This window comes from Microbulbifer sp. MLAF003, assembly GCF_030012965.1.
GTDB classification, from domain to species: domain Bacteria; phylum Pseudomonadota; class Gammaproteobacteria; order Pseudomonadales; family Cellvibrionaceae; genus Microbulbifer; species Microbulbifer variabilis.
Genome location: NZ_CP120232.1, coordinates 496,252 through 516,458, shown reverse-complemented (window position 1 = coordinate 516,458; position 20,207 = coordinate 496,252). Strand labels below are relative to the sequence as shown.

Sequence of the window (20,207 nt, the reverse complement as noted above, 5' to 3'; positions counted from 1 at the left end):
ATTATTGCTGCAGATACATGGAGGACAATGTGAGTATATATATTAATAAACCCTGGATTAAACTCATTAATCTGGCAACTATGTCTATAATATTGACCGCTTGTGGAGGAGGGTCATCCAACAGTAGCTCTAATAGTGAGCCCTCCTCAGGTCAAGGGGATGGAGCAAACAATACTCCTCCTGTAATCAATAGTTTATTACTATCACCTGAACAGGCATATAACGATACACCCCTCTCTATTCAGCTAGATGCAACCGACGAAGACGGTGACCAGCTGGAAGTCAGTTATATATGGAAAAATAACGAAGAGGTTATTGGTGAAGCAACCAATAGCAACCTTGAACCTGCCTACTTTAACCGCGGCGACAATATTCTTGTAGAAGCTTCTGTCACCGATGGCAAAGATACGGTAACGCAAACCGCATCTATTACTATTCAAAATAGAACACCGGTTATCGAGAACCTAAGTTTTATTAACTTGCCTGTTTTTACCCAGCCGGATCTAAAAGTTACTTCAACAGTCTCTGATGAGGATGGTGATCAGATAACCTCCACGTATCGGTGGTCAGTTAACCAAAAAGAAGTTATCGGTGTAACAACAGATACATTACCTTCGGACTACTTTTCAAAAGATGACCAAATAACAGTAACATTAATCGCCTCAGATGGCGATCTAGCTACCGAGCTATCTGCCAGCACTGAGGTACAAGATTCCCTGCCTGTACTGACTATTGTCAATATGCCGGAAACCGCACAATATGGTGCTGAAGCCACTTTTCAAATAGTAGCTGAAGATTTTGATAACGATCCATTCACGCTTGAATTTCAAGCACGCCCCAATGGTATGGAAATGGATGAAAGTGGTATGGTCAGTTGGACGCCAACTGGGCCTATGTTCGATACGGAGATGGATGTCACTTGGGAAATTCTACTGACCCAATCAGAATATTCACATAGTGAAAGCAGAACAATTAAAGTACTCGACCAGAATCGGCAATTTCCACTTGCAAGAGGCCATTCAAATATATTTTCTAAGATTCAATTATCAACTGTTGGAGATTTTGATGGAGATGGAGCACAAGAAGTATTGTCCACCAGTCAGAACAGCAGGCGACTTTCTATCTGGGGATATGACGGTTCTGATTTCGCAATTAACTGGGAATACCCTTTCTCGATAAGCAGCTATAATGATGGTCTTTCACCCGCATCAACTATTTCATCTGTTGCCTCTGCCGACTTCGATGGCAATGGCCTAGATGAAATATTGGTAGGGTTAAAATATTATAACTCCTTGGTAGGAGACCCGCCCCAATTAGGCCTGTATAAATTCAATGAAAATTTTAAGCCTGCGAAAATTTCAAGTGTTGATGGTTACGATATTCATGAAATCAAGGTTTACAATCTGGACAATGACCCAAATTTAGAGATCATTCTATTAGTCCAAACCACAACCTCCCCTTTTCCAGTACCTGACGGTTATCAGCGCAAAGAAAAACTAGTCATTCTGGACAGCACAGATTTTTCAATTAAATGGCAGTCAGAATCACTAGCCCTAGGGACTAATTTTACCATCGGTAATTTAGACCTTGATGATGAAATGGAAATCGTAACCGGTAATGGCTTTCTATTGGACCGTGATGGAAATAGTTATAAAACAGCTTGGCACTATGAGAATGGTTTTACTAGAGAATGGCGTAGTATAGAAACAGCAGATATAAATATGGATGGGGTAGAGGAAATTATTGGAATTCACCCGGACACCGGATATCTTACTGCGTACGACACTACAACGAAAAGCATAATCGCTGAGAATCCGGGTTCCATAGATTATTTTCGCATCATCCAATCTCCAGAGGAAACGTCTGCAAGGTTTGTGACGACATCAGGTTCGTTCCCAGTAGTATATTCCTTTAGCCCAGATACTCTCCAATTTACCAGCTTATTAACAGGAGAAAGAACAATACCTAATCAATTCTCCTCAAATGTGATGATTTTCAATATGGATGGAGATCCAGAACTGGAGTATCTTTATTACGATGGAAAGAATTTGGCAATTTTCTCAGAAAATCCAGGAGACTCTAAGCTCCAGTTAGAATGGAATTCAGATGAAAGAGCACCCAACTTCCGCAGCTACATGCTTCCTATAGAACAACATGAGTCTAATACTTCTGAGATCCACGCTTTAGTTCTTTCGAATTCCCTAGATGAACCCACATATGTATTTTCTTTAGACTCAAGCAACGGAAAAACCTCTTTGAGCCCAGAAATCTATCTTCCAAAAGGCGATGATTATGACACTCAATTAACACTTTTAGACTTACAGGATGACGGCATAAAAGAGCTAGTTTTCGTAAATAATGAAAGGCCTGGAATTTATGATTTCTTTTCAGAGTCAATAATCTGGTCTGGAGAAGCCACAGGGTCAGATCCAAGGCACATGGTAGTAGGTAAACTTGGCAATAATACGGAAAGCAGCATCGTAGTCACGAATGAGGACTCATCTCTTCAAGCCTATAATGCAAACACTTATGAATTAATTTGGAGTAATACATCTGATGGTGGCAACCATCTAGAATTATTCAATATCAACAACAGTGGGAAGATGGGTATTGCTGTCTCAAACTACGACAAAATAAGTATTTTAACTGAAGAAAATAGCTACCAATCCCCAGTATTTCAATTCCAAATTAACGATACTCCAGATGAGTTCAGAGACCCAATATTTTCAGAAAACATTGAAGACATATGGTTCAACCCTATAGAAACGGGGGATATAGATGGAGATTCAATTGATGAAATTATTGTCACGATGGGTTTAAGACCCGAATACAACCACCATTGGATGATGATATTAAATCAAGATTTAAGTGTGAGAAGTGTTGCTTACCTTCCGGATGTCGATCGGGTTAATGCAATACAGATACAGAACTACGGCTTATCACACAGAAACATTTTATTAGCTATAGCTAAATTCAATACAGTTTACATTGCGGAAATGGACCCCAAAACTGGAAAAACCATTAGCATATCACCCGAATTGGCATCCTCTCCGTGGAGGCACATGAATTTTACAGACACCAATAAAGATGGAATTTATGAATTAACATGGTTGTCGGGGGAGCTCACTATTAATGTAACTCGATAACCTAAACTATTCTTTTCTGTATATATTGACAATTTAAAGCAAGAAAAAATAAAGCAGGCCTAATGCAAGGCCTGCTTTATTTGTTCATCTATAGACCATCCACATTGTAAGTCATCGTTTGATCATTAATCCGCACCGTATAAATTCCTGTAACAGAGATGTAAATATCAGAACCATCCCGCTCAAGAATTTTGTCGGTATTGTTATCGCCGTAGTTTTCACTCCAGTCACCATTGACATCAAATTTAAAACGCTGCTGGGATTGACCATCGAAGTTAACCGAAATTTCCCAAAGGTTATCCGCCACTAACTGCATTGCCTCAGCTCCCCAATTATTTGGCGTTCCACGGAAATATAGGGAGGAAAAATTAGAGGCGTGGCCGCCACAATCCACACAGGTTAGGGAGTAACTGAGTGTTTTATCATTCACTTCAACAAGATAAGTACCAGCCACATTGGTATAAATATCATTGCTGCCCTGCTCCAGAAACCCATCGGCATTGTTATCCCCGTAATTTTCATCCCAGTTAGTACTTACATCAAACTTGAAACGCTGATTACTACTGCCATCAAAAACGACTGTTGTACGCCAGGTATTATCCGCTACCAAACTCATGGCCTGAGTGCCCCAGCCATTGGGCGTTCCCCGAAAATGCAGTGCAGTGAAGTTTTGTGCATAGCCTCCATTGGGATCAATCACTGTAATAGTCGCAGTGGCACTATCCGTCAGGTCATCGTTATCCGTTACCGTCACTGTTTCTGTATAGGTACCAGCACTGTCGAAACTCAGGGAAGTACTGACGTTGCTGCCACCACTACTCCAGCTATAGGACACCACACTGCCATCAGTATCGCTAGAAGCGCTGGCATCCAGAGTGATACTTTGATTGATCGCAACGGTAACTGCTGAGGGAGAGACAACCGCTACCGGTGCCTGCTGGGAGGAAACTTCAGTAAGGGTATAGCTCAGGCTCTGATCATTGACTTCGATTCGATAATTACCACTTACAGAAGTATAAATATCTGCACCGGTCTTATCCAAAGTACCATCGGCACCATCATCGCCGTAATTTTCGGCCCAATCACCATAAATATCCAGTTTAAAGCGCTGGTCCGCCTGACCGTCAAAGTTCACTACCAACTGCCAGATATTATCGCCCACCTGTTCAAATGCTGTACTGCCCCAGTTATTGGCAGTACCGCGGAAGTACAGGCTAGGGAAGCCAGGTTCAGCGCAATCGTCACAAGGTGTTACTAACTGGCCACCATGAATTGCCGCAGCAGAGTTGGCAGCCACATTAAAGGTAGCATAGCCATTGCCATCCACAGTAATCACATCACCACTGCATTCATGATCGTCCGCCAACACATTGCAGTAATCCCCCGCGGGCATGCCGGTGTAGAGACTTTGGCTCAGGGAGCCCCCCTCATTATTGATCACCACAAAACCCTTGTTGCCGCGGCCAAAAGCAATCTGGTTATTGCCATTGTCCCACCAATTGTTCATGGCAGTACCGTTGGTATAGTTACGGAAACCTACCATATTGGCGATATTGCCCCAGCGGTGTTGACAGACCCAAGCGCCATTTTGACAATTATTCGGGCCATTGCTGGGAGGACCAATATCAGTATCGGTAAAGTCATACCCCGACATTACCTTGGGATAACCGTAGGGATGAGCCAACATAAAGACATTGGCCAGGTTGTATTTGGCCCCATCGTGATAAGTCAGATTACCACCACCACCATGACCTCGCTCGCGGTCGTGGTTATCGATAAAATGTACCGCATCGCCAGAAGGGAGCAGCCCCCAGCTTTCACCAATAGTGGCAAGATTTTTAATCTGACCATTGAAGTTACTGGCCACATCAGTGCCATATTTGAATTCGGTGACACTGCCTAAAAAAGTGTAATTGTAAGGCTGAATTTCCGAAGCTTCGCCGGCAGCGCCAATAACCTCAGAGAAGACCCAGGGGTTGCCCGCTTGATTCACAATGGCGTGCAAATCGCTTGGGGACATATGCTTGACCGCATCTATACGAAAACCATCAATTCCCATGCCTTTTAATTTACTCAAGTAACCAGCCAGTTTTCCCTGTACATAGCTGGAACCGGTATCCAAATCCGGCAAGCCACTCAACCTACAGCTCCATACGTGATTGGCATCATTGTAGTTATTGATGGTGCAATCGGAGTGATAGTCGTTATAAGAAAACTCCGGATGGTCCAGCAAGGTCCACTGAGTGCCCCCCAACCGGTACCACCGCCATTCCAGGCCGCCGTATGGTTAATTACCGCATCGGCGTAGACTTTCACACCTGCTGCATGGCAACGGTTGATCATGCTTTGCAGTTCCTGCTCAGTACCGCTGCGACTGGTTAAGTTGGTATAAGTCACGGGCTGATAGCGCGCCCACCAGGTGGATAGGCTGATATGCTCATTGGGCGGAGATATTTGCACCGCATCAAAACCCTTAGGCCCGAGAAAGTTCTCACACTCACTGGCGATATCATTCCAGCTCCACTCGAATAAATGTACAAAAGCGGTACCGGCATTAACATGGGCACTAGATAGTGTACCAAGCACAAGGCCCGTACTGGCCAGTAGCCTTTTTAGGGGAAATGGATTGTTCATTATTGCTTTCTCTTAGTCATCTTTTCGCTGTTATTTTTTTAATCCAGGTATCTGAGCCCTCAATCACACAAACGGCAGGTCAAGGGAGCAAGATTTCCTGAATTTAAATACCAAAGTCACCAATTTAGAAACAGCAAGCCTTAAAGCTCAGGAGAGCCTCCCAACAGAGATAAAAGAAGCTAATGCATAACAATCAATATGAGGTTCAATTTACTAAGTACTCACAGCAAATGCTCACCAGTTGAATCCAACCAAGCGAATGACTTGCATCAGTGAGTGCAAATGATTGCCGGGAAATGACAACCTGAGAGATAACTAAACCTAGTTATCGTTGTTATATTTAACCCTAATAAGTGCTTCTAACCCAGTGACTCCAGTACAATGGGCCACCCTCCATGAAGAATGACCTATAGCAGAGTAAAGAAGTGGTACTAATGCATACATCCCCCTTCAGGGGGGCGTAGTAGCTTTATCTGCAGAGGTTTGAAATTAGCGACAAGTGAAGCTCTGCACTGTTCAAAAAACAAACTTAGCTTGTCGACCGGCTTTCCGCTAAGCGCCAAGCCAGGCCCAACTACGGACGTTAATGATCACAAAACATGTGAGAGTCATACTCCTCTTTTTAGCAGCCTGCTTGGCACGTATGCATTTGCATACTCAGGCAGTGAAACTTCAAAAATTTCAGAACAATATAGTTCTTCTGATGCTGTCTTTCTGGCAAGGCTTAGCACTACAAGTTCTTCCTAGTTTAAGTGGGAGATAAGTGAGGTAATAAAAAGCTCCAAGCCGCAATTATCAAAAACTATTGAGCAAAGTATAATTTCTTGTGACCCACGGCTTAAGGAGGAACAAGAATGACTTTTATCCACCAAAGGAAACGAACCCCTATACTGAGCAGGTGCAGCTTTAACATTCAAACTGAATGTCTCAATAGGGACTGGCGTAATAAGCTATCGAACAACCATTAACATATCTAAACAAACAGGCATACTAACGCTTGTGTTTGTTCAAAGCGTTAAAACATGATAAATACGGTGAGCTTAAAGAAATCCTCTCTGATAGTTTTTGTCTCTTGTATTCTTTCAGCATCCTCTTTTTATGGTTACCTACTAATGCATGATCAGATAAGTAGCTACATCAGGTTCGAAGATAGAGCAGGGAGCAATCAATTTATTGAGTACAAGCCAAATAGCTTCCACCTTAGGGCACAATTAGAAGAATCTAAAGGCAACATAGAACAAGCATTGCTAAATCAGCTTCATCAAGATTTTGAGGAATACCAGGGATCACTATCATTATGTAAAGTTAGGCAAATTTATGGTGACCCTACCTACTCTATTTTGGCAGAAATAGACTGCGAATACTCCCAGTGAGTTTTAACAAACGGCTTTTCTTACCCCTTCGGGAGTTGCCCCGCTACATTACGCTTAATTACCGCAAATTCAGGGTGTTAAGAAATTTTTCACTGGAAAAGAAGGTGTCAATAAATCAATGTAAAATGCCTAACCAAATAGATTGCCACTCCCTGCTGAACTAAAATATACGGCACCATGCACCCTAGTATAAAAACAACGGCACTAAAATAGGTAATCACTTCTAGATATGTTGGACTTGCTTCTTAACCGTCTAAAGCAAAGCAACTGCCCAGTTATAGAAGCCTTCTCCCGCAGGGGAGCTATTCCCCAAAAGATCTGCACAAGTCGCGAGTCTGTCCAAATCAGTAATTGCAACTATTGCCAATACCTAACAAATACTGCCATCACTAATAGCTGAGTAATGTATTTCAGCCAGATAGCGATTATTGTATCGATAGCCCCTGAGGATAGCCCTGCTGGCAACTCAACTTGATCTAACTCAATACGTGCTTCCCCCATTGCTTCATTATGCGCCGATAACAGGGCCAAATGGCGCATATTTCTACGTATTTCAATAACAAAATCTCCGCGCCACTATCGCCCCGTGATAGATTAGACCCAAGAGTCAACTGCATAAGGCAGGGACCAGAAATACCCTTTGATCTGGAGGAAAGATGGAGCAGCAAAGCACCGTATTCGTGGTAGTGGATCCCAACGATGAAAAGCATGTAGCTCTGGAGCGAGCTCTGACCACTTCCCGCGGGCGCAATCCACAACCGCGCCTTGCAGTGTTTGTAGCCGTTGATGGTGAGGCTGTAGATACTCGCGCAGTAAACGACCACCTCTTTCGTGATGAATCCTGGTTTCGCGAGCAAATCCGCGAGCCTATTTCCGAAGCAGGGTTATCCTGTGAAATTACTGTATGCTGGTCCAGCGACTGGCAAGCAGCCATTGTGCAGGAATCCAAGCGCTACAATGCGGAAATGATCTATTTGCCGGTACACGCAAAATCCAGCCGCCGCTTTACTTTTGCCGAGTCCAAGTGGCAGGTATTAAAAACTGCACGCTGTCCAGTGGTTCTAATCCGTCCTGGCGCCAAGGAAGAGCGAAAAGTGGTATTGGCCACCGTGAACTACCAGGCTAAAACCCTGGAACAGCGCCAGCTAAATCGCCAGATCAGCGAGCGGGCTACTTATATTGCCGGTCACTATGGTGCCGAACTGCACTTGGTAAACGCCTACCTGGATTCCATGCTTTACCCGGATCGAGGTGCGCTGGCCAAACTCGCAGACAAAACCGGAGTACCAACACACCGCATTCACGTGAAGCAGGGATATACCAGTGATGTGGTGGAAACTATTGCCCGCGAGATTGATGCGGACCTGGTGGTAATGGGAACCCTGAACCAGTACGGTGAAACCGGCTCCTTCCTGCGCGGTAACACCGCCGAACGAGTGATCGGCCAGCTAGACGTGGACGTGATGGTGTGCAACCAGTTCACTACCACTGACATGAAACACGATTGAGCGGCTTTAATAAAGCCCTTTAAGGCCTGGCAATCGAAAAATTGCCGGGCCTTATGCTTGCTATGATTTCTTCGGCTTGGCCGAGAGCAGCAGTAACTCAGCCTGAGTATCAAACATTACCCTACCGCTTTTAACCCTGGCACGTTTGCCAGAGTAGTAGTCCGTCAGCTCAGTGCCATCAGCAAAAACCCCCACTACAGAGACAGTCTTTTCTCCACGAGGCAGATCCATAGCAACTACGACCGATTGCTCGCCGGATAAGGTACGAGCGAAGGTGTAAGGTATATCAGCGATTTTCTTGTGCACACCAGCACCCAGCGCCGGGTGGGCTTGGCGGAACTGGCCGAGCTTTTGCCAGTGAGCCAATAATTTACGGGTCTCAGGCTTTTTTAGGTCATCCCAGTTCATCCTGGTACGCATGGAGGCATCTCCATAGGCACGATCATCGATCATGGGGCGAGCCAGTTCATCGCCGTAATAAATCTGTACCGCACCGGGAGCCAACATCAACTTGGTAGCAGCACTCACAGTTTGCTCGCGCTCACGATCAAATGAATGGTGATCATCGTGTGAACCCAAGTAGTTGAGTACCCCTAAACCTTTCAAGTCTCCGTTATTTAGTGCTGCTGAATAGCTGGAGAAGATCTCCTCAGCAGATTGGCCGGCAACTTGGGCGAAGTCAAAATTGATCAAACTGTCGAAGCCATGCCGGTAGAAATCCACTTTCTTATCATTGTAATTGTAGGCACGCCCAACTGTGGGACCGAAGTTATTAACCCCAAAGTGATAGACCTCCCCCACCATAAAGAAGTCACGGTCATCAAGTTTCTTATGCGGGTTTCTGGCTTTCCATTCCGCCAGTGCCAGATCTGCTTCTTTTCTCAATACTGCCCAGGCTTCTGCCTCTACATGTTTTACTGTATCCACACGAAAACCATCCACCCCATACTCACGCACCCAGTCTGTCAGCCATTTGATCAGATAGTACTTGGGCGCACGGGGATAACCTGTACGCTCGAAGAATGCATCCAGTTCACTCTGCTCCTGCTCCAAGCGTCCCTCATCCTTCCACTTTTCAAGCAACTGCGGCGGTAACGCCACAGCATCTTCACTTTCCGTAAGAATATCTGTGAGGTTCTCGTGTATCGCACATTCAACATTCCCGGCGTAATCAGACCAGTCACACTGCTGACCATTTCTCAACCAGGAAGCCGGCCATTTCGCGTCTTGTTCCGTAACAGGCCCGGTATGATTAATGATCACATCCATTAGTATGCGAATACCGCGGTTATGGGCGACTTCAATCAGCTCCGCTAACTCGGCCTCAGTACCGAAGTTTGCATCCACAGCGGTCCAATCCTTGGGCCAGTATCCATGGAAAGCATAAGTGCGCTTATCGGACTCGTTATAGCCGTGGATATTCTCAATCACCGGAGCCATCCAGATAGCATCCACCCCGAGATCATTAAAATATCCCTCCTCAATTTTCTCTATCACCCCACGCAGGTCACCGCCCTCAAAGCCGCGCAAATAAGCTGCGTCAGCTTTCCGTTCGTAGGGGAAATCATTTTTGGTGTCGCCATTCAAAAAGCGATCCGGCAACATAAAGTAGACAGTAGCATTACGCCAGAAAGGATCTACCGGCTCGACAGCTACAGCAGCTTGCGCGGCTCCCAATAGCAAGGCCATCAAAAAGCTGGTCAATTTATACATTATTTCCTCTTGTCTCACCGCTCACTATTTGCCCATTGCACTCTAATATGCACAGTAAAACACACATCCTCCTGCTAGGGGGCGTAGATTCGGGCTATTGCGACCGCAGCGTCCGGTTAATATCCCTTTTTCACCATAAGCCTCATGAAAGCACAATTCCCCTTTGCGACTGGCTGCAACGGAGAGTAATGTAAAACTCATACACCACGGAGAAACCGCAGGGCTTTATCGTGGTCCAACCGTTACATTCTGATAGCAGCAAAAAGGAGGCAGGGAATGTCGGAACACCAGTCTAGGCAAGGGTGGATCATCGGAATTATTGTGGTGATTGTCGTCGCCGCGGCAGCCTATTGGTTGTGGACCGGCGAGGAAAAGAAGAATGAAGTTCCCATCACCAAAGTAATCGAAGAGCCCCAAACCACCCCCGAACCGGAAACAATGGCGCAGCCAGAAGTGGCCGCACCCATTCCAGAACCCCAAGAACCCGCACCGGCAGAAGAACCCGGTAGAGAACCCCTCCTCCACTCAACGAGAGTGACAAAGCCGCTTATGATGACCTGATGACCCTGGCACCAGATAACGCACTATCCCGCTGGCTGGTGTCCGAGGAGGTAATCCGCAAATGGGTAGCCGCTGCCAATGCAGGCTCACGCGGCCAATTGATCCACAAGCATCGCCCACTCAAAACAATTCGCGGCCCGATTATTGTCGATGGCTCATCTATGGAAGGCTACCAGTTATCTCCGGATAACTATCGCCGCTACGATCAACCCGTGCGAATTTTCGCCCTGATGAACACCGATATGGCGGTAGGTCTCTATCAATACTGGTATCCGCGCTTGTCCCAAGCCTGGGGTGAACTGGGTATCCGCGATAAAAGCTTCCACCAAGTAGTACTTGAAGCCATTGACCAAGTGCTAGCAGCACCGGAAGTAGAGGGCCCTATCCAGCTGGTACGTCCGTCGGTTTACTATAAATTTGCCGACCCTTCACTGGAAAAACTGCCCGGTGTGCAGAAATTGATGATCCGTATGGGTCCAGATAACGCCACACGAGTTAAAGAAAAACTCAAAGAGCTAAAGGAAAAGCTACAGGCCATACCAGTACAACAGCCCCAACAGGAACAAAACCAGTAATTTCCATAACCAGCCTGTGCCAACCTACTGGCACAGGCTAATAAAAGCCCTCTCTCAATATCTTATTCGCCCCCTGATCTCCTTCTTACCGATAAAGCCCCTGCTAACAAGCCTATAGAGGCCCACTTTGAAATATCTTGCCCCCGGCAGGCCGCTGGCTGTCGCACTTATCCTCATCGATTCGGTCGCGCACGCAACCCTGGAAATACATTTTGCACCGGCTCCAGAATGGGTAGTAGAGCTGGCACCAGCAAAATCCGGGCGGCCACCAGAAGACAATGAGCGTGTGCATTTATCCAAGTCCCAGATACTGCACCAGGGACAAGAACAGAAGTATTATTTCCAAGCCACTATGCAGCCACTGTACCAGCTTTAGGTCAGTGAAATTGTGGAGCACAACTGGCCAATGGGAAAATATTGAAGGGTTATTTAAGCAAGCTATTGAAGCAGATTTTCCCGCTGCTTATTTTCATTATGGCAGTTATCTGCTTGAAATAAGCGATAAAGATCATAACAGCAAGGGGATTGAATATCTGAATAAATCCGCCAATTCAGGATTTCCTCTCGCTCTCTAACTGAGTGCATATATCGCCAAAAACAAATTGTATGACCAGAAAAAAATGGACAGCTAGCCCCGAAAAACTAAGAAGCTACCATCAAATGTCGATGCATCAAAGATCAGTTTTACATGGGCGCTCTGAATGCCAATGGAAATCTAGTACAGACCAACCACGAAAACGCCTACGACCGGTAGGCTCTCTGTGTCAAGACAAATAATCTGGGATGCCTTACCAGCACTGCCTTAGGGCTGGTGTAAAACAGAACTATCAGCATGCAGCGGAAAAGAATCAGTATGCTGTAATACAGGGTTCTGTCAGGGCCAGTTATAATCTAGGTTCACTCTATCAGGGTAGTCAGGAGGTGGAGCAGGACCTCGGGCTGGTAATCGAGCTCCTCACTCAGGCAGCAGAGGGCGGCTCGGCAGTGGCAATGCAAAACTTGGGCTTGATCTACTCAAATCCCAAATATAGGCTAAAGGGTTACCTCAACGCTCTCCAATCGTTTGAGCGAGCAACGGAAAATTAATTTTCATGAGGTTATTTTAATCAAACTCGCATGCTTGAAGAATGTCTAGAGGTAGACAGAAATCAGGATCGCGCAATAGAACTCTATAAGAAGTCTTCCAGACTTGGGCATGCTACTTCATCTCTTAAACTAGCAAAGGTATACAGTAAAAAGTATTCCAATGGCAGAGACCAAGCAAAAGCATTGCATTATTTAAAAATAGCCATAGAACAAAGCGAGAATAAAACCATAAGACATACTTTAGAGAATGTGTCAGAAATCACAAAGTTGTGATTTTATAGATTTAGAAACAATAATCAGTTATTTATCTACCGAAGATCATTAAAAAATTACTTATAGTTCCAGCACCTTAATAAGATGAGCATCCTGCTTGTGATACTCCCCTCACACTAGCACCTACCCCCCGTTGGCTCATATGGACGGAAATCAACTGCTTCAAACTCTAAGGTTGTTCATAATTTGTAATGAAACCTTAAATTCATACCCGACGTCACAGAATAACAATTTACCCTCCCTATAATTCGATTCAATTTTCATCAACTACATTCGAATTAATTAAGAAATTATGAGAGAGCCATTAAAACTACTAACAGTCTTCAGTTTATCCGTTTTCTTGACAGCCTGCGGTGGCGGCAGCGGTGACAGTGGCCAGAGTCCGGACGATGACAATGCCAATAACCCCGTAAGTGATGGCAGTGGCGATAACGGTGATTCCAATAATGGCAATGACGGTTCAGACAATAGCACTGGCGGCAATACAGATACTGATACCGGCAATGACACAGATAGTAACGGAGTAATCAGTGGAGGTGAGGGTAGCGTCACAGAAAATGTTGAAATAACTACTTCAGGTCAATTGATAGATAGCGGCAACACAGATCAAACCTTTGAGGAAACTGGCCTTCAAGGAAAATATGGCAACCTGAAAGTCTCTTCAGATGGCAATTGGAGCTATACCCTAGAAAGTAATCTGGCTGATCCACTAAATGCAAACGAACTGGTTACAGATGAATTTTCTGTTGGCATTGGAAGCACAGAAAAAACAACAACTATTACCATATCAGTCACAGGTACTGATGACGCTTACACTTTTGATCCCGGCTCTCCCTTAGCTACTATGATCGTAAATAGCAGAGAGCATGCTAACGGAACTATGATGATAGAGGATGTCGATGGTAATACTCCAGAATTTCCTGAGGAGACTATTTCAGGTAGCTATGGTGAGTTCAAACTTCTAAAGAATGGAGATTGGGAGTTTACGCTAAACAACAATGCAGATAGCCTGAAAGAGGGTGAAACAGCTGAAGATACCATTGCATTTCAATTAACAGACGGGACAGAGCAATCTGTTACTTTTACCATAGCCACTATTGACCCATCAGAGAGTAGTATAGTATTTATTTTAATGAACTTCTCTGATGGCCTGGCAACAGACCAGGGGGATCTTACTCACATAGCGAATACTGTCTTCAATGATAAAGATTCACTGGATAATGCCTATAGAGAAAACTCTTTTGGGCAGTTAAAGTTCCTACGCCATAGAATCAACGATAAGTCTCTACAGCACTACTGTTACGGCGAACCAGGCAATGAGGATACCTCTGTTGACTGTGTGGTCTTCAATATTCCAGATAGCGAGAACGGCGGTACATTAAGCATTGCAGATGCAGTTGCCCGTGCCGAGGCCGGCCAGGAAGGGGAATATACAGATGACGGCTTCACATGGCGTGACAAAGCCTACCAGTGGGCTAGTGATAATCTCGTTGACGAAAATAACCAGCCACTAAACTTACGCAACTGGCGTCATCAGGTCTTCATTTATCCAAACGCGTCTTACAAAGCTGGTCTTGTAGGAGCTGGTGTTGCCAGCGTTGGAGGGGGTATGAGCCTTGTTGCCTCTTTCTCCGATCAAAATGTTATGGGACATGAACTAGGTCATAATATCGGCCTAAGCCATGCAGGCCTGGATAGCAATAATGATGGTGATACTAACGATAGCGGAGATAGTGAATATGGCACTGATGGCTCATTAATGGGCAATCGTTCTCGATCAAGATTATTTGGCAGTGCGCATCGAGAATATATGAAGTGGTATAACCTCTTCCCTGAGTACACAACAACAGTTGAACAAGTTTCCAGCTCATCCCAAGATGTGGAAATCGAAGCCATTGAATTAACTGCTGGAGAGCTTTCTGGCTCTCTTCCCCAGCAATTAAAAATAGAGAGTAATGGTAGCAGCAATGGACAAAACCACTATTATGTTAACTACCATGTAGCTCACGATATACTGAATCCTAGGCCTCACTTTGAAGATTCAGTAACCGTTCACTATCTCAATGGTAGAACGTCCAACCATGTAGCAGTTTTAGAGCAGGTTGGTGATAGCTTCACTGACTCAAAAATCGGACTCACAATTACGTACAAATCATCCGACTCAATCAAGAAATCTGCTGTAATCACAGTGAGTTACAACTAATTACCTTAGAGAAAGTTAACAAAGTATTGGAAGGATAAATAATATGCTTAGAGTTTTGACACTGATCACAGGTATAACACTCGCCGTTTTTGCTCAAGCAGAGGAGGTCGTAACCGGCACTTTGGAAGAAATTATTTCTGAAGACTTTGAAACGGGAAAGGTAGAAAGACGCTTTTCCCTCAAAGATGAGCAAAGTGGTCATTATTACTTTATTGAAGCTGAAGAATTAAAGCGCAAGGGTATGAAAACTGGGGATCGAGTAAAAATTCGCGGTGAACGCGGAAAAAAACGGATGCTACATATCAAGGAGACCCAAAAACTTGAGACTGAGGGAGAGGAATAAGTTAGCCTGTCGATTTACTATAGTAAACACTGACTATTTAAATTTTTCTCTCTGGACGCCTACATATAGTGCGCCCAAGAAGTTACAGCTTTATACTGACCTCCAGCCCCGCTTTACGCGGGGCTCTTAACATCCCTGGATTGCAATGCATCTACGAAACAAGTAACTTCAACTGTTGAATATGTGAGGTAAAATTTAGGGCACAGCGACGATTAAAATCCATAATTTCTTCAATTTTATACTTGTTCGCCAACTCATTACCTGGACGTAACTGCGCCTGTCCCGGGTAAATTCCCTTGCCAGTCAATAGGCAATTCCAGGATACATTCGGGAAATAGACATCCAGTTTTTGATCCAGTAGTTCATCAGTAATATTCTTGCCTGCCATCCAGGACATCAAGATTGAGCGCAGGGAGGGAGATATCTTTTCATTAGTGCCATTGGCAATCCAATAATCCGTATCTGTTCTCGAACTAATACGGTAGTGACAGACAATATAGTCCCGTACCGCATCAAAACGAGCGCTGATACGATCATTAAAGTCAGCCCTATACTTATCTGTATGATCACCATTGTTATAGGCCTCTATAAAGCGCACAACGGTTTCCTGAACCATATCCAACGCCGTTGCCTCCAAAGGCTCAATAAACCCTTGGGAGAGCCCCACTGCCAGGCAGTTCTTGGCCCAGTGTTCGGCAACCCGACCCACCTTGAACTTTAATCTACGCGCCTCGACATCACTGTCCAACAGTCCCAAGTGAGCGCGAAATTCCGTTTCCGCCTTGTCATCATCGACAAAGCGGGAACTGTAAACATAGCCGTTGCCATTGCGATTAGTCAGTGGGATTTTCCAGGCCCAGCCATATTTCATCGCAGTAGAAATAGTGTGCGGTGCATACTCCCTTTTTTGGTCTGTAGCAAATACAACCGCAGAGTCGTTAAACAGACTCTCAGCGCTACTAATAAAAGGAATTTTCAGGGATTGTTGTATGAGACTTCCACGAAAGCCGGAACTATCCACATACAGATCCGCTTTGAGTACCTCACCATCAGAAGTTTTCAGGTGATCAATATTCCCCTGTGCATCGAGCATGGCGCCAGCCACTGTCGCCACCTTATAGCGAACCCCTTTCTTTTCTGCAACACGCCGCAGGAACTGGCCCAATAAACCAGAATCAAAATGGTAGCCATAGGCAATTTCAAAGGGGAAGTTTTCCGATGCGACTGGAGCTAATTTTTGCCGGATCAACTCAGTTGCCAGAAAGAAGTGGTCCGGGTGCCCCTCCAGGTCAACGCCTTTCCTTCGCAGATAACTATTATGAAAAAATGCCGGGATAGTAAATTGGTCCGGCTGGCCGACAAAGGGATGAACATACTCGGTATAGCCCGGTTTGACCGACCAATCCCTAAAGGTAATACCGACCTTGTAAGTAGCGTTACAAGCAGGCATCCACTCCGATTCGCTAACCCCTATAGTCTCCATAAAACCCTTTAGTGGCGGAGTTGATCCCTCCCCCACACCGATAATTCCAATATCCGGTGATTCCACCAGGGTGATTTCAAACCCTTTATTCTGCCAATGGGTCGCCATCAGATTGGCGGTTATCCAGCCAGCGGTACCCCCGCCAAGAATAATTATTTTTTTACATTGATTGCTCATGGCGACTCTCAAAAATTCGGCACCGCACTTGTTTTCGGGCCATTTGATATTCCAAAAAAACCGCCCGGCAAGCGTAGCTCAGCGGGCGGTCTCTTATCACATCTCCGGTTTTACACCGAAAGAATCAGCGATACTTAGTAGCTATAGTTCAAGCCGAGGTAGAACTGACGCCCAAACTCAGTGTATTCACCGAGAACGCCATCTACTCCGTAGGATTTCACATCAGCCTCATCAGTAAGATTGTTCGCTGAGAAAATCACATCGATACCATTATCAAATGCGTAGGATATCTGTGCATCGACAGTGGTATAGGCTTGTGCTTCCACAGGTGTGGAGCTACCTGGTACCGGCATATTCAGGATAAATTCATCCCGATAACGAACATTGACGTGGGAGCTGAAATTACCGATGTCCCAGAATACTGTAGTGCTCCAGACATTTTCAGAGAGGCCCGGCAACGGCAGGTTTTCACCATAGAGGTTACCGCCACTCACTTCGGTTTCACTCTCAGTATATGAATAGCTGGCGGTCATACCCAAGCCAGCCCAAATACCTGGCAGCTGATCAAAGGTTTTGGTACCCGCAAGCTCGATGCCTCGAATATAACCACCCTTGTCGTTGTTCACGTAAGTCTCGAAAGCGCCGGCTTCCAGACCCACGGGAATTTCAATGCCCAGGGAATCAAACAACGCCGTTCGATCTGCCTGGCTGTCCAGGTAGATATACTGCTTTTCTACGAGGCTTTCGATATCTTTCCAGAAAATGGCTGCAGTTACCGCGCCGCCATCTTCGAAATAGTGCTCATAAGCCAGGTCAAACTGGTTTGCACGGAAAGGATCGAGGTAGGGAGACCCCTTGGTCCAAACGTTGTACTCCGTAGCGCCATCGTTGTTAACACTGTTCCAGGAGCCAGCGCCGCCCTTCAGCTGCCCAACCGGCGGACGGCCCATCACTTTAGCTGCAGCAAAGCGAATGTAGTCCTGCTCGGTCAGCTCAAAGTTCAAGTTAAGGGAAGGCAGGGTGTCTGTGTATTCGGGGCCGTACTCAACATAGTCGTAGCTATCTGAAGTTACACCCACGTCATCAGTAATTTCGATACCATTGCCAGCACCCACATTTTGGATACCGCTGGACTTCACATCGGTTTCAACAACCCGTACACCGAAATTACCAGTTACTGGAATACTACCCAGCTGGGTTTCAATATTGGCCATCAGGTAGTAGGCAAAAACTTCCTCTTTCACAGCACCGGACTCAACGAAAGTCCAGTCCTGGCTAAATACCTTTTTACCTTCGTAATTACCGGCACCAAAAATGCTGGAAGCCAGGGCATCCATATCGTTGACTACGAATTGTGGTATCCCATTGGTGGATTCAACGCTGACATAGCCGTCCAGTAGTTGCGGCTCACAATCGATGTCGGACAGGTTATCCGCACAGTAGTCATTGAATTGACCATCGCGGCTACCGTACAGGAAAGCACCACGCTCAGAATCGAAAGTACGCTCAGAGACACGGAATCCAGTCTCAATAGAGGCAATCGCTCGCCACTCCAAATCAAACTTGTAATCGAACTTGAAGGCTTCAACTTTATCGGTGTACTCGTGGGGGTACTCTTCGTAGCGCGACAAACGCATGGTATCCAGATCGGTGAAATCTACACCGGAGAAAACGCCTGAGGGAATACCGTCACCATTAAGGGAATAGGCAAAGCTCTGGCCAGCAGCTTCTTCCCAGGTCTCTAAGTTACCATTGTCATCGTAGGTCAGGTCGTAAGCGTGCATGGATACAATCTGATCCTTGCGCGTCTTGGTGCCCTTACTATAGGAGTAGTCAACGGCCAGAGTGTGGCGGTCACCAAAATTCCACTCCAGGTTCAGGCCAATACTATCGCTATCCGCCTGAGTGGATTGATCCTCAGAGCGGGATTCAAACCAGGGGCTGGAATCGTAAACAGTTTTTGGATCGGTAATAATTACCGTTCCATCGGTAACCACTCCGCCGTTTACTTCCGTATCGGAAAGGGTATACATGTCTGTATTGGCCAGCCCACCAACCGTAATACCGTGGCGAGTATCCACACGCTCAAAGTCAGATTTGAAGTAATCCAACTGGGCCTTGAAACCATCGGTAGGCTCAAAAACGACGCTGGCCAGGTAACCATTGCGGGTATCGGTACCATCACCTGACTGCCATTGGAATGCGCGCGGCAAGGCATCTGCGCTGCCGTCACCATCGTAATCGCTTGCCGGCGGTTCATAACCGATCTGGGCGTCTGCACCCGTGCGGGACTTTACAAAGCTGTTCGGCTGCTCAAGGTGGGAATAACCCAAAGCGACGCCCACCTTGTCATCCATAAATTTACCCATGTACGACAGCGTGACACGCTCACCGAATTCGTCGGCACCGACGTCGTCGGCTGCGTCGTTAAACGACATACGCACATTGGCATTAAAGTTGTGTTCTTTCTCGGCGTCGAGAGGATTGGCTGTTTTCAGCTCTACAGAGCCCGCTACACCACCTTCGATATGAGAGGCTTTCGGAGTCTTGTAGACCGCGGCCTGATTAATCAGCTCAGCTGGGTACTGGTCAAAAGATATCCAGCGAGTACTTTCGGTATAACCACTGGTAGAGGCCTGCTCACGACCATTCAGGGTGGTCTGCAGGAAGTCGCCGTTCATACCGCGGATATTTAGCTGTGAGGACTGACCGTTGGATCGCACGGTGGTTACGCCGGGCAGACGGCCCAGGGCATCGGCGATTGATTGGTCGGGAAGAGATGACAGAGCGCCCGCATCTACCACATCGGCCACAACATCGGCGGCGCGCTTGGCTTCAACGGAGTCCAAAACGCTGGTGCGAATACCGGTAACTGTTACTTCTTCCAGTGTTTCCTGCTCCTGCGCATAGGCCCCAACCGAGGTGGACACGGAGGCCGCGATGGCAGCAGATAGCAAAGTGGGTCTGAGCGCCCCTTTACCTTTATTGGATAGACTCATCATCTTCTCCCTGGACTTATCGTTATGTTGAGACCCTGCATCCTAGGGCGGCCCCTAATCCATAACATCCTCCCCCGAGGGGGAGGAGGTGGGAGAAACTGTGATTTTGTTCACAGGGGCGCATCTCTACACC

Annotated in this window: 13 protein-coding genes; 8 read left to right on the top strand and 5 right to left on the bottom strand. The window is 46.0% G+C overall.

The features are described from left to right. The first annotated feature begins 29 nt into the window (after positions 1–29). Entirely contained in the window at positions 30–3,146 is a 3,117-nt protein-coding gene (locus tag P3339_RS02490; RefSeq protein ID WP_282952324.1) for an FG-GAP repeat domain-containing protein, read from the top strand. Positions 3,147–3,234: 88 nt separating this feature from the next. Here P3339_RS02490 and P3339_RS02485 read toward each other — a convergent pair whose 3' ends face one another. After that, complete coding sequence (locus tag P3339_RS02485) at positions 3,235–5,286, bottom strand: alpha amylase C-terminal domain-containing protein (protein ID WP_282952323.1); 2,052 nt, start codon at positions 5,284–5,286, stop codon at positions 3,235–3,237. Further along, entirely contained in the window at positions 5,283–5,780 is a 498-nt protein-coding gene (locus P3339_RS02480; protein WP_282952322.1) for an alpha-amylase family glycosyl hydrolase, read from the bottom strand. Before P3339_RS02480 ends, P3339_RS02485 begins: the two co-directional genes overlap by 4 nt. A 2,029-nt stretch (positions 5,781–7,809) precedes the next feature. Between P3339_RS02480 and P3339_RS02475 the strand changes: the two genes are divergently transcribed. Continuing rightward, positions 7,810–8,661, top strand: a complete 852-nt coding sequence (locus tag P3339_RS02475) for a universal stress protein (protein ID WP_282952321.1) — start codon at positions 7,810–7,812, stop codon at positions 8,659–8,661. 60 nt (positions 8,662–8,721) lie between these two features. Here the strand turns inward: P3339_RS02475 and P3339_RS02470 are convergent, their stop codons facing one another. Beyond that, positions 8,722–10,374, bottom strand: coding sequence for an alpha-amylase family glycosyl hydrolase (locus P3339_RS02470; RefSeq protein ID WP_282952320.1), 1,653 nt, complete (start codon positions 10,372–10,374; stop codon positions 8,722–8,724). A 276-nt stretch (positions 10,375–10,650) separates the two neighbouring features. Here P3339_RS02470 and P3339_RS02465 point away from each other — a divergent pair, with 276 nt between their 5' ends. The 6 genes from P3339_RS02465 to P3339_RS02440 all read left to right on the top strand — a co-directional run bounded on the left by P3339_RS02465 (position 10,651) and on the right by P3339_RS02440 (position 15,415). Next, on the top strand, positions 10,651–10,935 hold the full coding sequence (locus P3339_RS02465; RefSeq protein WP_282952319.1) for a hypothetical protein: 285 nt from the start codon (positions 10,651–10,653) through the stop codon (positions 10,933–10,935). Further along, positions 10,935–11,510 (top strand): DUF3014 domain-containing protein, encoded by a 576-nt coding sequence (locus P3339_RS02460; protein WP_282952318.1) that lies wholly within the window; start codon positions 10,935–10,937, stop codon positions 11,508–11,510. Before P3339_RS02465 ends, P3339_RS02460 begins: the two co-directional genes overlap by 1 nt. Positions 11,511–11,637: 127 nt before the next feature. Next, a complete protein-coding gene (locus P3339_RS02455; RefSeq protein ID WP_282952317.1) occupies positions 11,638–11,886 on the top strand; it encodes a hypothetical protein in 249 nt (82 codons plus the stop codon). A 10-nt stretch (positions 11,887–11,896) separates the two neighbouring features. Beyond that, positions 11,897–12,085, top strand: coding sequence for a hypothetical protein (locus P3339_RS02450; RefSeq protein WP_282952316.1), 189 nt, complete (start codon positions 11,897–11,899; stop codon positions 12,083–12,085). A 1,076-nt stretch (positions 12,086–13,161) separates the two neighbouring features. Beyond that, positions 13,162–15,072: a VCBS domain-containing protein gene (locus P3339_RS02445; RefSeq protein ID WP_282952315.1), complete on the top strand. Its 1,911-nt coding sequence runs from the start codon at positions 13,162–13,164 to the stop codon at positions 15,070–15,072. A 43-nt stretch (positions 15,073–15,115) separates the two neighbouring features. Beyond that, positions 15,116–15,415, top strand: coding sequence for a hypothetical protein (locus tag P3339_RS02440; protein WP_020414371.1), 300 nt, complete (start codon positions 15,116–15,118; stop codon positions 15,413–15,415). 151 nt (positions 15,416–15,566) lie between these two features. Here P3339_RS02440 and P3339_RS02435 read toward each other — a convergent pair whose 3' ends face one another. Continuing rightward, positions 15,567–17,075, bottom strand: a complete 1,509-nt coding sequence (locus tag P3339_RS02435; RefSeq protein ID WP_282952314.1) for a tryptophan halogenase family protein — start codon at positions 17,073–17,075, stop codon at positions 15,567–15,569. Between the two features lie 134 nt (positions 17,076–17,209). Further along, the gene (locus tag P3339_RS02430) at positions 17,210–20,077 is read right to left on the bottom strand and encodes a TonB-dependent receptor (protein WP_282952313.1); all 2,868 of its coding nucleotides are present in this window, start codon (positions 20,075–20,077) and stop codon (positions 17,210–17,212) included. Positions 20,078–20,207 lie beyond the last annotated feature (130 nt).